Source organism: Streptomyces olivaceoviridis (assembly GCF_014650115.1).
Lineage (GTDB): Bacteria > Actinomycetota > Actinomycetes > Streptomycetales > Streptomycetaceae > Streptomyces > Streptomyces olivaceoviridis.
In genome coordinates this window covers 316,408-331,947 of the sequence record NZ_BMUI01000002.1, presented here as the reverse complement: position 1 = coordinate 331,947, position 15,540 = coordinate 316,408, and the positions used below count along the sequence as shown (strand labels likewise).

Below are 15,540 nucleotides of genomic sequence, written 5' to 3'. Positions count from 1 at the left end.
GGCCGGGCGGGCTACGGCGGGTTCGTCCTCGGGTGGCTACGGTCGCCCCGTGTGCCGTCGGCCGTGCCGGGGGCGTGGGCGGCGGATGAGGCGGGTCTGGGGTGGTCCGTCAGCCGGGCCGGTCTCGCGGGCTGGCGGTCACGGTGGCACCACGGTCACTGGCCGGACCGGGTCCGCACTCGCAGAACGCGGCGGCGCAGTGTCCCGCCGGCCGAGCGGGGGTCGCCCCGGGTGGACACGGCGGGCCCGCTGTCACCCGTCAGCCGGGTCGCCCACCCGCTTCCGGATCACCACTCCGCCTCCGACTCCCGTCCCGCCTCGGGCACCGCCCCGCCCCACCTCCGAACCGCCCGCCCCACCTCCGAACCGCCCGCCCCGCCTGCACGCCCCCGCGCTCGGGCGGCCCCCGCCCTCGGAGTCGCGGCGGTCCGGTCACCGTCAACCGTTCGGTACCCGCCCCCGCCCAACGCGGTCACCGCGGCCCGGCCGCCCCCGCGTGCGGGCCGCCCCCATCCCCGGGTCACCGGCGGCCCGGTCGCCGTCACCCGGCTCGGTACCCTCCTCCCCATCTCGGGGTCACCGCGGCCCGGTCGCCGTCACCCGGTCCGGTACCCTCGCCCCGCCTCGGGGTCACCGCGGCCCCGGTCGCCGTTGCCTGGTTCGCCCCCCGCCCGCCCAACGGCGTCACGGTGGCCCGGTCACCGTGACGTGGGCGGGGCGTAGGAGGCGGTCGCCGAGGCGGTAGCCGGGGCGGAGGATCTCCGCGCAGACCAGCCGCCGCGCGCCCGGCGTCGTACGGTGCACGATCGCCTCGTGGCACGCCGGGTCGAACGGCTCGCCCTCCTCCCCGAACGCCTGTAGCCCCAGCGAGCCCAGCTGGGTCCGCAGCGTGTCGGCGATGTCCTTCAGGCCGGGGGTCAGCGGCTCGTGCGCGCACGCCCGGTCCACGGCGTCCACCACCGGCAGGAGCGCCGTCAGCACGTTGGTGACGGCGATCTCCCGCACGGCCATGCGGTCCCGCCGCACCCGCTTGCGGTAGTTGTCGTACTCCGCCTTCACCCGCTGGAGATCGGCGGTGCGCTCGCGCAGCAGGCGCTCCACCTCGTCCGAGCTCCGCGTCCGCGCCCCGTCCATCGTCAGCCCGCCTCCGGCTTGTCATCGTCGACGATCTCGGCGTCCACCACCTCGTCGTCCCCGCCGGAGCCCGCCGAACCACCGGCACCGGCCTGGCCGGCCTGGCCTGCCTGCCCGCTCTGCCCGGCCTGCTCGCTCCGCGACCGCTCGTACAGGGCCGTACCGATCTTCTGCGCGGCCTGCGCGGCATGGTCCAGGGCCTGCCGGATCGCCGCCGTGTCCTGCGACTTCAGCTTCTCCTTCAGCTCGGCCAGCGCCGTCTGGGTCTCGGACTTCGCGTCGGCCGGGATCTTGTCGCCGTTCTCCCTGATCAGCTTCTCGGTGGAGTAGACGAGCTGCTCGGCCTGGTTCCGGGTCTCCGCGGCCTCCCGCCGGGTGCGGTCCTCCTCCGCGTGCTGCTCCGCCTCCCGGACCATCCGGTCGATGTCGTCGCGGGGCAGCGCCGAACCACCGGTCACCGTCATCTTCTGCTCCTTGCCGGTGCCGAGGTCCTTCGCCGAGACGTGCATGATGCCGTTGGCGTCGATGTCGAACGCCACCTCGACCTGCGGCACCCCGCGCGGAGCGGGCGCGATGCCGGTCAGCTCGAACATGCCGAGCTTCTTGTTGTACGCGGCGATCTCCCGCTCGCCCTGGTAGACCTGCACGGTCACCGAGGGCTGGTTGTCCTCGGCCGTCGTGAAGATCTCCGCACGCCGGGTCGGGATCGTCGTGTTCCGCTCGATGAGCTTGGTCATGATGCCGCCCTTGGTCTCGATGCCGAGGGACAGCGGGGTGACGTCGAGCAGCAGGACGTCCTTGACCTCGCCCTTGAGCACACCGGCCTGGAGGCTGGCGCCGACGGCCACCACCTCGTCCGGGTTCACGCCCTTGTGCGGCTCCTTGCCGGTCAGCTCCTTCACCAGCTCGGTGACGGCCGGCATCCGCGTCGAACCGCCCACCAGGACCACGTGGTCGATGTCGGACACCTTGATCCCGGCATCCTTGATCGCGTTGTGGAACGGTGCCTTGCAGCGCTCCAGCAGATCCGCGGTGAGCTGCTGGAACTGCGCGCGCGTCAGCTTCTCGTCCAGGTGCAGCGGGCCCTCGGCGGACGCGGTGATGTACGGCAGGTTGATCGAGGTCTCGCTGGACGACGACAGCTCGATCTTCGCCCGCTCCGCCGCCTCCCGCAGCCGCTGCACGGCCATCTTGTCCTTGGCCAGATCGACGCCGTAGTTGTTCCTGAACTGCGTGACCAGGTGGTCCACGACCCGCTGGTCCCAGTCGTCGCCGCCGAGACGCGTGTCGCCGTTGGTGGCCTTCACCTCGATGACGCCCTCGCCCATCTCCAGCAGCGACACGTCGAAGGTGCCGCCGCCCAGGTCGAAGACGAGGACGGTCTGCTCGTTGCCCTTGTCCAGCCCGTACGCCAGTGCCGCCGCCGTCGGCTCGTTGATGATCCGCAGGACGTTCAGGCCCGCGATCTCACCGGCCTCCTTGGTGGCCTGCCGCTGGGCGTCGTCGAAGTACGCGGGCACGGTGATCACCGCGTCGGTGACGTCCTCGCCGAGGTACGCCTCCGCGTCCCGCTTCAGCTTCTGCAACACGCGCGCGGAGATCTCCTGCGCGGTGTACCGCTTGCCGTCGATGTCCCCCTGGTCGGGGAACCGCCACGAGTGGTCCCCCATATGCCGCTTGACCGAGCGCGCGGTGCGCTCCACGTTCGTCACGGCCTGCCGCTTGGCGACCTCGCCGACCAGTACCTCGCCGTTCTTGGCGAACGCGACGACCGACGGCGTGGTCCGTGCGCCCTCCGTGTTGGTGATGACGGTGGGCTCGCCGCCCTCCAGGACGGAGACCACCGAGTTCGTCGTACCGAGATCGATTCCGACCGGACGCGCCATCTGCGTGCTCCCTCTTCCTCGTCGGCCCGAGTGCCCTACGGCCGCTCACCGGGTTCCCAGTGCACCGGTCCCGCGCGCAGCGGCGGCTCGGGAGCCGCACCGCCCGGCACGAAGAGGTACCGGAGGCGGGACAGCGGGCTCGCCGCGGCGGCGCCGGACGGGGCGCGGTGCCGGGACGACCGCTCGCAGGCCCGGTCGTAGACCGCGCGCCGCACCGGGTCCCGGAGCGTCTCGTACGCCGTACGCACCTCGTCGAACCGGGCCGCGGTGACCGCGTCCACCCGGGTGTCCGGCCGCAGTTCCCACGCCCTGCGGCGGAAGGCGGAGGTGATCGCCCCGGCCGTGGCGGACGGCGCCACACCGAGCACCGCGTACAGGTCAGGCTCCACCGTGCGGGTCACCTCCTCACCCACCACGAGCCGCGCGTTCGAACCGAATTGCCTATCAATCGGGATAAAACTTGAGTGGACTTGTGTCAAGGGTGGCCGGACGCCGGGGCCGGCCGCTCCGGCACCCTGTGTCGCCGCAGGTTTCCGAGCAGCTCGCCTGCCTCCTCGGGCGGCACCGAGACCGCGACCCGTGAGAGGTGTGCGGTGGAGGGGGTGGGCCACAGCTCGACGACAACGGCCGGGTACCCACTCCGCAGCGCGACGAAGTCCCGTCCGCGCGGATGCCTCCATTCGCCCAGGGGGCGGGCGGGCCGTCGTCGGCCGTGTTCCGGCACTCCCCGCAGCGCGCGCCACCAGTCGGGCTCGGACCACGCGTCCTTGATCACCGCGCCCGGCAGCCGGACCTCCCGGCGGCGCACCCGGAGCCGCTCGCCCCAGGACAGCCGCACCACCAGGTCGTCGCCGTCGATCAGCAGCCGTGCCACGGAGACCTCCCGAGAGCGGAACTCCCGTACTTCCCTCCCCGTCGGGTTCCCCGCTCCGGGCCGCCGACCGAGGCGGGAGGGGGGGAGAGGGGCCGCCGGCCCCGGTGGCTCGTACGTGGGCCAGCGGGAGGGAGAGAGGGACTGCCGACCCCGGCGGCTCGGACGTGGGCCCGGCGGGAGGGAGAGAGGGACTGCCGGCCCCCGCGGCTCGGACGCGGGCCGGCTCCCGCACCGCGGGCTCATCGCCGCGGGTGTCCGGAGCGGGCCGGCCTCGGCGCCCCGGCCTCGGCGCCTCTCCCTCGAACAGCGCGGCGCTCACGAGGCCGTACCGCGTCGACGTGATCACGGGCGCGCCGACACCGATGAACCCCCTCCGGCTCGGCCGGGCCGCTCTGGGCGGACCCGGTGGATTTCGCACCGGGTCCGCGAGCCGGGCAGGCGAGGGGGGTGGGCTGCCTGTCCGGAGGGAAATGGCCTGTAACCGCGTGGCTTGTGCGGCGAGATGGCGAGCGACATCGTTGTCAATCGTCGTGCACATGACTCTACCGCCTCAACCGACAACGATGTCAAGCCATTTGGCCGGCCCGGCCGGGTGATGAGGGCGTGCGCCTCCCGGCGCGTACGCGGTCTTCCGTGGTACCGGTGGCGCACGTTACTGTCCCTGCGGCTTGTGCGACCTGTGGTGCGCGACCCGTCCGTTAGGAGGAAGGGCCGCGTCATGCGTTTCAGACCCACGTCCCTGCTGCTGGCCGCGCTCCTCGCGACCGCCGGCACCGCAACTCCCGCCCTGGCGGCGCCCGCCGCGCCCCCCGGCCTCGTCAAGGACCCGACCCCGTACGTCGACCCGCTGATCGGCACCAGGAACGGCGGCGACGTCTTCCCGGGCGCCGTCGTGCCGTTCGGCATGCTCTCCTGGAGCCCGGAGAACACCCGCGGCGACGCCACGAGAACCGCCGCGCCGGGCGGCTACCAGTACGACGCCACCCGCATCCGCGGTTTCAGCCTCACCCACATGTCCGGCACCGGCTGCGCCGGCGGCAGCGGGGACATCCCGTTCTTCCCGTACGCCGGCGAGGTCACCTCCTCCCCGGCGAGCGACACCAAGGACGCCGTCTACGCCTCCGACTTCCGCCACGCCGACGAGACCGCCGAGCCCGGCCACTACAAGGTCGGCCTGGCCTCCGGCGTCACCGCCGACCTCACCGCCACCGCGCGCACCGGCTCGGCCCGCTTCACCTACCCGGCCGGCAAGCCCGCCTCCCTGCTGGTGCGCACCGCCAACTCCGAGGTGGGTTCGCAGGACTCGACGGTCACGATCGACCCGGACACCCGGACCATCTCCGGCTCGGTCACCTCCGGGAACTTCTGCGGCTACCTCGACCCCGAGGGCCAGCGCGCCTACTACACCCTCTACTTCACCGCCCGCTTCGACCGCGCCTTCCAGGCCACCGGCACCTGGCACGACGACCGGCTCGACCCCGGCTCCCGCGAGGCGTCCGGCGGCACCGGCGGCTTCTCGCACGGCGGGCGGCCGGTCGCCGGGAAGGGCGCGGGCGGGTACGTACGGTTCGCGCCCGGCGACGGCCCGGTCAACGTCAAGGTCGGCATCTCCTACGTCAGCCGGGAGGCGGCCGAGGCCAACCTGACCGCCGAGAATCCGCCGGGGCGGTCCTTCGACGCCGTCCGGGAGGCGGCCCGCCGGGCCTGGCGGGAGCGGCTGGGAGCCATCCGGGTCGGCGGCGGTACGGACGCCGAGCGCACCACCTTCTACACCGCGCTCTACCACGCGCTGCTGCATCCCAACGTCATCAGCGACGCCGACGGCAGGTACCGGGGCGCCGACGGACGCGTGCACACGGTCGACCGGCGGCGGCACGCCCAGTACGGCACCTTCTCCGGCTGGGACGTCTACCGCGACCAGGTCCAGCTGCTGACGCTGCTCGACCCGCGCACGGGCTCGGACATCGCGCAGTCCCTGTACGAGCTGGCCCGGCAGAACGACGGCGTCTGGGACCGCTGGCTGCACGGCGCGAGCGGCACCCACGTCATGAACGGCGACCCCTCGCCGGCCGCGCTCGCCGGCATCCGCGCCTTCGGCGGCACGGACTTCGACCTCAAGGGCGCCCTGAAGTCCCTCGTGCGGGCGGCCACCGTCCCCACACCGCAGGACCTGTCCCCGGCCGGCAAGCCCGTGCTGTCGGTGGGCCAGCGCCCCTCCCTCGACAAGTACCTCAAGCTGCACTACATGCCGAGCGTGTCCAACGCCTGGGGCGGGGCCGCCGAGACCCTGGAGATGTCCACCGCGGACTTCGCGATCTCCCAACTCGCTCGCGAGGCGGGGGAGAAGGACACGGCGGACACCTTCGCCCACCGCGCCCAGTGGTGGCAGAACAACTTCAACGTCGCCGCCGCGCCGGACGGCGGCTACATCGCGGGCCGCAAGGCCGACGGCAGCTGGGTCACCGGCTTCACCCCGGACACCGGCAACGGCTTCGTCGAGGGCACGGCCGCCCAGTACACCTGGATGGTCCCGCACGACCCGGCGGGCCTCTTCGCCGCGCTGGGCGGCCGGGAGGCGGCGCTCGCCCGGCTGGACGACTTCTTCCACGACGCCGACGGCGGCTGGGCCTTCACCGGCAACGGCGGCACCAAGTCCGAACTGGACAACGAGCCGTCGATCAACGTCCCCTACCTGTACGACTACGCCGGCGCCCCCTACAAGACACAGGAGACCGTCCGCGCGGCGATGCGGCAGCTGTGGTCCACCGAGCCCGGCGGCATCCCCGGCAACGACGACCTCGGCGCGATGTCCGCCTGGTACGTCTTCTCCGCCCTCGGCATGTACCCGCAGGTGCCGTCCCGTGCCGAACTGGTCCTCGCCTCACCGCTGTTCGAGCGGATCGAGATCGACCGCCCGCACGGCAACGACATCTCCGTGCGCGCCACGGGAGCGGCGGCCGACGCGCCGTACGTCCGGTCGCTGAAGGTGAACGGCCGCAGCGGCGACCGGCCGTGGCTGCCCGCGTCCTTCGTCCGCGACGGCGGCCGGCTCGACTACACGCTGTCCGCCACCCCGGACCACGACTGGGGCGCGAGCAGCCCGCCGCCGTCCTTCCGGGAGGGCGAGCAGCCGTACCAGATCGGCGTCGGGCCCACCACGGCCACCCTCGCCCCCGGTGACAGCACGACCGTCGGCGTCCGCGCGCTGTCACTGACCGGCGGCACCGGTCCCGAGGTCCGCTTCCGGGTCCAGACCCCGGCCGGGGTGACGGCCACGCCCGCCGAGGGCACGGTCACCGACGGCGCCCAGGAGATCACACTCACGGCGGCGCGGGACGCCGAGCAGGGCTTCGCCGAGGTCCGGGTCACGGTGACCTCGGGCGACTCCTCCTACGAGCAGCCGGTGGCGCTCACCGTGGCCGCCCCGGGCACCCTGCTCGCCGCCTACAACAGCACCGGCGTCTCCGACGACGACGGCGACCACGACGAGGCCGACTACGACGGCGGCGGCTGGAGCTACTCCCGGCAGGCCCTCGCGGCGGCCGGCCTCACCCCGGGCAAGCAGGCGACGGCCGGCGGTCTCGCCTTCACCTGGCCCGCCTCACCCGCCGGCCGCCCCGACAACGCCTCGGCGTCCGGCCAGACCGTCCTGCTGAACAGCCCGGCGGACGCCCTGTCCTTCATCGGCAGCGCCGTCAACGGCAACCAGCAGACCAAGGCGACCGTCACCTACACCGACGGCACCACCGGCACCGTCGACCTGTCCTTCACCGACTGGACCGTGGGCGGCGGTGGCGGCTCCGTCCAGTACGGCAACGAGGTCGTCGCCAAGACCGCGTACCGCAATGTCGCCGGCGCGGACAAGGACCCGGTGGCGACGTACGTCTTCGCCACCAAGCCGTACCAGGCTCCGGCGGGCAAGCAGATCAAGAGCGTCACGCTCCCGCGCGACACGGACCTGCACGTGTTCACCCTCGCCACGGGCTGACACCGGCGGTGCGGGGCGCACCCACACGGACTCCGCGCTCCGCACCGTGCCGGTGCACCTTCGTCACGCCCTGGCCGGCGGCTCGCCTCACCCCAGCTGGCGGAGCAGTTCCCGCACCGTGGCGAGCAAATCGTCCGGCACGAGTCCGTCCTCCTCGTACACCGCCACGACGCGTCGAAGCTGCCGTCTGGCTGCCGCGTCGGCGTCGAGCTGCGACTGGGCGAAGGCCAGATTCGACCGCGCGATCAGGGAGTCCCGGTGGCTGCGGCCCAGGGCGGCGTCCAACGGATCGACGAGCGCCACGAGTTGTCTGGCCGCGAGAGCCGTGTGTCCCTGGCGCAGCAGGACGGCCGCCAGAGCCTGGCGGGCCTGGAGGGTCTCCGCGTGGTCGGCCCCCAGGTCCCGGCTCTTCGCGGCGACGATCCGGCGGAGTTCGTCCTCCGCCTCGGCGTCCCGGCCCAGCTCGAAGCAGATGTCGGCCAGTTTCCGGCGAGCCGCGAGGAGGCGGGGCCCCTCGCCGTCGGCCGTATCCACCAAGGCTCCCACGACGGCACGGAGCAGGGCTTCCGCGTCCGCGTGCCGGTTCAACCGGTGCAGGGACTCCGCATGGTTGAGCCGGGCGTCGACGGTCTCGCGATGGCCGGCGCCGAAGATCCGCTCCAGCGCGAGGGCCGCTGTCCGCAGCAGCTTCTCCCCTTCGGCCGCCCGGCCGGTCGTGGCGAGCAGACCGCCGAGGGCCCCGCGCGTGACCAGTGCCATGGGGTGAGCCCCCTCACCGATGCGCTCCCACGCGGCGAGCGTCTCGCACAGCTCCGCCTCGGCCTCGTCGAGCCGTCCGAGTTCGACGAGGGCGCGGCTGAGGTTGTTCCTGGTGACCAGGGTGCTGGGGTGGCCGGGGCCCTGGGTCCGGTCTTCCAGCGCCAGGATCTCCGTGAAGGCGGCATGGGCCTGTTCCACCTCGCCGAGTTCGAGGAGCAGGTCAGCGAGTTCATGACGGGTCACGAGCGTCGGCAGTGCCGCCTCGCCCAGGGAGTCCGTCTTGACGCCGACCACCTGCTCGAACAGGGACCGGGCCCCGGCCAGGTCGCCTCGGGCGCGCAGGGTGCGGCCGAGCTCGTGCCGAGCCGCCAGGGTGACCGGGTGGTCGGGTCCCAGCACCTCCGCCGTGCGGGAGACGACGACGGACAGCTCGGCATGGGCGTAGGCGACGTCCCCGCGGTCCAGACGGAGCCTGGCCAGTTCATGGCGTGCCGCCAGGGTGGTCCGGTGATCCGGGCCGAGGGTCTTCAACGCCGATTCCAGGACGTGGGCGAGCTCCGCCTCGGCCTCGTCATAACGTCCTTGATCGTGCCGGAGGTAGGCCAGGTTGTGCCGTGTCGCCACGATGCGCGGCGCGTCCGCGGGAAGGCAGTGCCCGAGGGCGTCCAACGCGTGGCGGAGCTGCTCCTCCGCCAGCGCCCACACACCGGCCGTGTGAGCGTACGCGGCGGTCAGCGCGGCGAGGTCACCGCGGACCATCCACTCCTCCCCGGCCGCGTGGGAGGTGTCGGACGCGGCCCACGTGCAGTGCGGTGCGAGCAGACGCCACAGCGGCCACGTCGACGTGTCGTCGCTCGGCAGCCCGCCGGCCACCTTCGTCAGCAGCACCACGGCCAGGGTCGTGTACTCGGGTGCGCCCGCGACGGCGTCCGGCTGCATGCGCGTGATCTCACGGACGAGCGGGTGGACGACCAGGGTGTCCACCGTCGTACCGTCCGCCTCGATCCGGCGGCGGTTCAGCAGCCCGCAGCCGAGGAGACCGCGCACGGCCTCCTCCAGGCCGGTCGCCGACAGCCCGGCGAACACGCTCGCCCGCGCCAGCACGCTGCCGATGAGCAGCACGACCGGCAGGGGATCGGGCGCGAAGAAGGAGATGAGCCGGAACAGCGGCCGTGCGACGACGGCCCCTTTCGCCTCCAGCAGATCCAGGGACATCTCCCAGGTCCGCGTGAGCGGACCGGACGGGTCGTGCGACAGGGCCGAGACGGTTTCGGGGAACTCCCGGTCGAGCGCCGCCCGGTACGCGGCGAACGAGCGCGGCGTGTGCGACTCCGGAAGCACCGGGTCGTCACCGGTCATGGCGAGGTACCTGCCCACCAGCAGCAGGGCGAGCGGCAGTCCGCCGAGCCGCCGGGACAGGCTCCGGGCCTCCTCCTCCGTCCCGGCCCGCGGGGCGAGTTCCCGGAGCATCGCGGCGCCGTGCGCCTCGCCGATCGGGTCGACGGTGTGCACGGCCGCCTGCCTCCACCAGGCGGCGGGCCGTTGCTCCCGGCTGGTGACCAACACGGTGCTCCCCGGCCGGGGTGCCCTGATCCAGTCGCGCACCGCCGACGGGTCGTCGGCGTTGTCGACGACCAGCAGCCATCGCCCCGTGGCCGGGTCGTCCAGCGCGCGCCACAGTACGTCCCGGGCGGCCTCCCGCCGTGACCACACCTCGCGGGCCTCCGCGCGGGACACACCCGCCTGCACGGCGACCTCGCGCAACCCCTCCTCGAAGGTGCTGCGGGTCGCGGCGTCGACCCACCACACCTGCAACCCGGCGGTGCGGCCCCGGCGGGCGAGCGCCAGCGCCACCGTGCTCTTGCCGCAGCCGCCGACCCCGCACAGCACCACCCGGTCGCCGCCACGCGTCATCTGCTCCGCCAGCTCGGCCAGCAGCGCGTCCCGGCCGCGGATGTGGTGTTCGATCGCGTCCTCGGGCACCGCGACCGACAGGTCTCCCGCGGGCTCACCGCCCATGCCCGGGAGCGAGGGCAGCCCCAGGTGCCGCTGGGCCAGGTGGACCAGGTCCGGCGCGGTGAGGAAGTCGGCGAGGGCGACCGCGTCGAAGACGTCCAGCTCGACGTCGTGGACCTCCCGCGCCTCACGTTGCAGCGCGTGCCGTGTGGCCACCGGCACGGGGGCGACGGTGAAGTACAGGACACGGTCCACGGCGCCGCCCTGTCCGTTGATCGCTGCCAGATCCTTCCTGACCTTGGCCGGGACGTTGGTCCTCTGGATGGTGCAGGCCAGGACGACCCGCTGCGGCGACGCGAGAGCGGCGAACTCCGAGGCCGGGGGGTGCGGCGGGTGGACCAGGGCCGTCCAGAAGCTCTCGCCGTCCCGTCCCTGGTCGCCCCCGCTGCTCACCGGTCCGGTGGCCAGCAGCAGGTTGCTGACCAGACGCCGGCGGGCGACCTCCAGGCAGAGCCGCTCGAACTCGTGGTGCGCGTTGCGCTCGCCCATCGTGTGCAGCGCGAAGCGCACCAGCTCACCGATGTCCACGGGAGCGTGCATCGGTCGACCCCCCTCGTCGTACGCGGTGCGTGACAGGAGTCGATTCTGCCTCGGCGCACTGACAGAGGTGGGCGGGGCCGACCGGATCACCCTGGCGTGCGGGCACGGCCCGGGTACGTCGAACACCGAGCCCGGCGACGACGTCGTACGGCCCCGGGGGACGCCTCGTGTTCGGCGGCCCCCGGGGCCTCATGTCATCGCGGGCGAGCCGCTGTTCAACCCAGCAGTTCCACCTCCGCCAGGGTCGACTCGCCGTCCAGGACCAGGCGGTACTTGGTGTAGGTGCCCGGTGCGGCGATGGTGAAGGCGCGGGTCTGGCGGTCCCACGTGAACGTTTCCCCGGAGCGGTGGTCCAGGGTCCGCCAGGTCGTGCCGTCGGTGGAGCCCTCCAGGGTCCAGCCGGTCGGTGCCTTCGTGCGGTCGGCTCCCGAGGTCAGCGTGTACTGCACCGGCCGTACATCGCCCTTGGCCGGGAGGTCCGCCGAGGTGAGCGTCGCGCTCGTCGCCGAGGTGTCGTCGAAGAGCGGGCCGTCACCCTTCAGCACGTCCGCGCGGGGCGTCGGCACCTTGTCGTCCTGGGTGACGGAGACCGGCGCCGCGTCCTTCCCGGTGCCCCACGCCGACGGCTTGGAGCCCATGAAGAAGTCCAGCACCCCGCCCTTGGACAGCAGCGAGTGCGGGAGCGACGTCGACTTCCAGGGGCGGCCGTTGACCATGACGCCCTGGACGTAGACGTTCTTCGCGCTGTTCCCCGGCGCCCGCACCACCAGGTCCCGGCCGTTCTCCAGGTGCACGGTGACCTTCTTGAACAGCGGGGAGCCGATGGAGTACTCGCCGCTGCCCATCGCCAGCGGGTAGAAGCCGAGCGCGGAGAAGAGGTACCAGGCCGACTGCTCGCCGTTGTCCTCGTCGCCGTGGTAGCCCTGCCCGATCTCGCTGCCGGTGTAGAGCCGGGACAGCGCCTCACGGACGTACGCCTGCGCCTTCCACGGTTCGCCGGCCGCGTCGTACATGTAGATGACGTGGTGCGCGACCTGGTTGGAGTGGCCGTACATGCCCATCCGGACGTCCCGCGCCTCGGTCATCTCGTGGATGACACCGCCGTAGGATCCGACGTGGTCGGGGGAGGCCGTCTCCGGGGTGGCGAAGTACTCGTCCAGCTTGTCCGCCAGGCCCTGCCGGCCGCCGTACAGGTTGGCCAGGCCCCGGCTGTCCTGCGGGGCGGTGAAGGCGTAGCCCCAGCCGTTGGTCTCCGTGTAGTCGTACCCCCACACGCGCGGGTCGTACTTCGCGGAGTCCACGCGCCAGTCGCCCTTGTCGTCGCGCCCCTGGAAGAAGCCCGCCTTGGCGTCGAACAGGTTCACGTAGTCGCGGGCCCGGTTGAGGAAGTACTCCGACTCCTCCCGGTAGCGCTTCTCGCCGGTCTTCTTGTAGAGCGCCTCACCCATCTTCGCGATGCCGTAGTCGTTGACGTAGCCCTCCATCGCCCACGACAGGCCCTCGTGCGTGTCGGTCGAGGTGTAGCCGAGGAAGGGCGAGGTGGACATGCCCTTGCGGCCCACGCCCGACATCGGCGGGACGACGGTCGCGTTCTTCACGGCCGCGTCGTACGCCGCCTTCGCGTCGAACTTCACGCCCTTGACGTAGGCGTCGGCGAACGCCACGTCCGAGGAGGTGCCGGTCATCAGGTCGGCGTAGCCGGGGGAGGACCAACGGGAGGTCCAGCCGCCGTCCTTGTACTGCTGCACGAACCCGTCGACCATCTCGCCCGCCTGGGAGGGGGTGAGGAACGAGTACGCGGGCCAGGTGGTCCGGTAGGTGTCCCAGAAGCCGTTGTTGACGTACACCTTGCCGTCCACGATCTTCGCGCCGGTGTGCGTCGGGGTGTCCGGGCCCGGCATCGCGGAGAACGGCGAGGCGTACCGGTCCTTGCCGTCGACCCGCTCGAAGCCCGAGTTGGGGTACAGGTAGAGCCGGTACATGCCGGAGTACAGCGTGGTGAGCTGGTCCGGGGTCGCGCCCTCCACCTCGACCTTGCCGAGCAGCTTGTCCCAGACCTGCTGGGCACGCCCCTTGACCGTGTCGAAGGAGGTGCCGTCCGGGATCTCCTGGCGCAGGTTGTCCTTGGCCTGGTCGACGCTGATGAGCGAGGTCGCCAGGCGCAGGGTCACGGTGTGGTCGGCGCCCGCGTCGAAGCGCAGGAAGCCCTTCACCCCGCTGGAGGCGCCGTCGGTGACCGGCTTGTCGAACTCGCCGTACACGAACAGCCGGGTCGCGCCCGTCGACAGGCCCGACTTCACGTCCGAGTAGCCGGTGACGGTCCCGTGCTCCTTGTCGAGCGTGAGTCCGGCCTGCTCGGTGACGTTGTCGAACAGCACGCTCGCGTCGTCACCGGGGTAGGTGAAGCGCAGGGCGGCGGCGTGGTCGGTCGGGGCCATCTCGGCCTTGAGGCCGTTCTCGAACCGGACGCCGTAGTAGTACGGCCGCGCGGTCTCGTTCTCGTGCCGGAAGGGCAGTTCCCGCGCCTCGCGGCCGGTGTCCGGGGTGCCGGACGCGGCCGACGGCATCAACTGGAAGGTCTGCCGGTCGCCCATCCAGGGGCTCGGCTCATGGCTCGCGCTGAACGCCTGGATCGTCGGCAGGTTGTCCGCGTTGTTCGCCCGTGCGTACTCGTACAGCCAGCTCAGCGAGGACGCGTTGGTCACCGGGGTCCAGAAGTTGAAGCCGTGCGGCAGGGCCGTCGCCGGGAAGTTGTTGCCGCGCGAGAAGCTGCCGCTGGAGTTGGTGCCGCGGGTGGTCAGCGCGTAGTCCGACAGGTGCGCCTTCGGCTTCTCGGGCGCCACCGGCTTCAGGGCCACGTCGTCCAGCCAGCCGCGGAACTTCGCCGGGCCGTCGGGGGAGTCGTACGCCACCAGGATGCGGTCGACGGTCTTGCCGGCCGCGACCGAGCCGATCCGCGCGGCCACGTTGTTCCACTGGTTGACGTACAGGGCCTTCGACGCGCCCTGCCCGCGCGGGGTGAGCGGGAAGCCGTGCTGGTCCAGCGCGCCCAGGCCGCTCAGGTAGGTGCCGTCGGTGAAGGCCAGGTCGACGGAGACGTTGGTGGCGTCGTAGTCGCGGTCGCCGTCGGCCATCGACGGGAAGACGCGGTACGACAGCTCGGTGTCGCCGCCGACCTTGACGTTCACGTCGAAGACCTTGTTGTACGAGTAGGCCCGGCCGGCCGCCGTGTGCCGGCCGGCGTAGCGCAGGGCACGCTTCCCGGTGAACCCGGCGCGCGCCTTGGCGGTCGGGGAGCCGCTCGGGCCCTTGTCGACCAGGGTCAGCATGTCCTGCGGCACCGGACCGCCGCCGCTGCCGGTGGAGAACTGCACGTCGGCGAGCTGGAGGATGTCCGGCGCGCCCGCGTTCTTCGTCACCTCCAGCCGGAAGTGCTGGTACTCGGCCGGCTCGGCGAGGTCGTACGACTTCGTCTGGAACCGCTCGGCGAAGTTCTCGCCCGAGCGGGTGTCGACCGTCGTCCAGTCCTTGCCGTCGGTGGAGCCCTTCAGGGTCCAGTCCTCGGGGTCGCGCTCGCCGAAGTCATTGGCCGAGGTGAGCGCGTACGTCGTTATCTTCACGGGCTTGTCCAGGTCGAACTCCACCCAGCCGGTGGGCTCGAAGGTCAGCCACTTGGTGCCGGGCTCACCGTCGGCGAGGTTCTCCGCGACCTCGCCGGCGCCGGTGTTCTCGCCGCTGGCCCGGACTTCGGCGACATGGTCGGTGACATTGCCCGGAATGCCCGTGCTGTAGCCGCCGTCCACGCCCGAGGCGCGCTTGGTGCCGTCCCGTCCGGTGTCGACGGTGTTCAGCCAGTCCGGTGCCGGGTCGCCCGCCTCGAACGAGGACGCGAACTCCCGGTCGGCCGCCGGAGCCTTGCCGGGCAGGGCGACCGCCGCGCCCTGCGCGCCGACGGCCATGACAAAGGCGGCCGTGAGGACGACCGCCGGGCCCCATCTGTGCCGCGTTCTGCGCTGCATCTACCGATTTCCCCTCCTGCACCCCCTCCGGACAACGTTGTCAGCTACGGGGCGCAGGAACCAGTAGGTGGTCAAGTGGCCCGTGATGTCAAGGGTGTTGGCTGTGGCATTCAGGGAGTTATGTCGCGACTTTTTCCGGCGGGCCGTTCCGGGGGCCTTCATATTTCCGCGAGGTCTCAACTCGGAAAAGACCCCACGCGAACCCTGCATTCGATCTTGCCCAGTTGGCGGGAAGTGGACTATACCTGTCGGCGTTTCCAGCACGAGCCAGCACTACCCGACAGCGGTGCCGGGGAGGATCCGGTTCACCGCCTGAGTCCTGGA

General features: G+C 72.2%; 7 protein-coding genes. 1 reads left to right on the top strand and 6 read right to left on the bottom strand.

Going from position 1 to position 15,540, the window contains the following annotated elements; genetic code table 11:
• Positions 1 to 684 precede the first annotated feature (684 nt).
• From grpE to IE273_RS05320, 4 genes are all read right to left on the bottom strand, one after another.
• On the bottom strand, positions 685 to 1,134 hold the full coding sequence (gene grpE / locus IE273_RS05335) for a nucleotide exchange factor GrpE (RefSeq protein WP_189813968.1): 450 nt from the start codon (positions 1,132 to 1,134) through the stop codon (positions 685 to 687).
• Between the two features lie 2 nt (positions 1,135 to 1,136).
• Positions 1,137 to 3,020, bottom strand: coding sequence for a molecular chaperone DnaK (gene dnaK / locus IE273_RS05330; protein WP_189813967.1), 1,884 nt, complete (start codon positions 3,018 to 3,020; stop codon positions 1,137 to 1,139).
• Between the two features lie 35 nt (positions 3,021 to 3,055).
• Positions 3,056 to 3,409 (bottom strand): J domain-containing protein, encoded by a 354-nt coding sequence (locus IE273_RS05325; RefSeq protein WP_229887088.1) that lies wholly within the window; start codon positions 3,407 to 3,409, stop codon positions 3,056 to 3,058.
• 86 nt (positions 3,410 to 3,495) lie between these two features.
• Positions 3,496 to 3,894 (bottom strand): hypothetical protein, encoded by a 399-nt coding sequence (locus IE273_RS05320; protein ID WP_189813966.1) that lies wholly within the window; start codon positions 3,892 to 3,894, stop codon positions 3,496 to 3,498.
• Positions 3,895 to 4,612: 718 nt separating this feature from the next.
• Here IE273_RS05320 and IE273_RS05315 point away from each other — a divergent pair.
• A complete protein-coding gene (locus tag IE273_RS05315; protein ID WP_189813965.1) occupies positions 4,613 to 7,882 on the top strand; it encodes a GH92 family glycosyl hydrolase in 3,270 nt (1,089 codons plus the stop codon).
• 87 nt (positions 7,883 to 7,969) lie between these two features.
• On the opposite strand, the gene IE273_RS05310 is transcribed toward IE273_RS05315, so the two are convergent.
• Together IE273_RS05310 and IE273_RS05305 are read right to left on the bottom strand one after the other, a co-directional pair.
• Positions 7,970 to 11,197 (bottom strand): tetratricopeptide repeat protein, encoded by a 3,228-nt coding sequence (locus IE273_RS05310; RefSeq protein ID WP_189813964.1) that lies wholly within the window; start codon positions 11,195 to 11,197, stop codon positions 7,970 to 7,972.
• Positions 11,198 to 11,412: 215 nt separating this feature from the next.
• Entirely contained in the window at positions 11,413 to 15,216 is a 3,804-nt protein-coding gene (locus IE273_RS05305; protein ID WP_229887087.1) for a GH92 family glycosyl hydrolase, read from the bottom strand.
• Between the last annotated feature and the right edge of the window lie 324 nt (positions 15,217 to 15,540).

What these genes read in the sequence shown, in the direction of transcription:
- grpE (WP_189813968.1), bottom strand. Translation starts at nt 1,134, where the DNA reads ATGGACGGGGCGCGGACGCGGAGCTCGGACGAGGTGGAGCGCCTGCTG.
- dnaK (WP_189813967.1), bottom strand. Translation starts at nt 3,020, where the DNA reads ATGGCGCGTCCGGTCGGAATCGATCTCGGTACGACGAACTCGGTGGTC.
- IE273_RS05310 (WP_189813964.1), bottom strand. Translation starts at nt 11,197, where the DNA reads ATGCACGCTCCCGTGGACATCGGTGAGCTGGTGCGCTTCGCGCTGCAC.
- IE273_RS05315 (WP_189813965.1), top strand. Translation starts at nt 4,613, where the DNA reads ATGCGTTTCAGACCCACGTCCCTGCTGCTGGCCGCGCTCCTCGCGACC.
- IE273_RS05305 (WP_229887087.1), bottom strand. Translation starts at nt 15,216, where the DNA reads ATGCAGCGCAGAACGCGGCACAGATGGGGCCCGGCGGTCGTCCTCACG.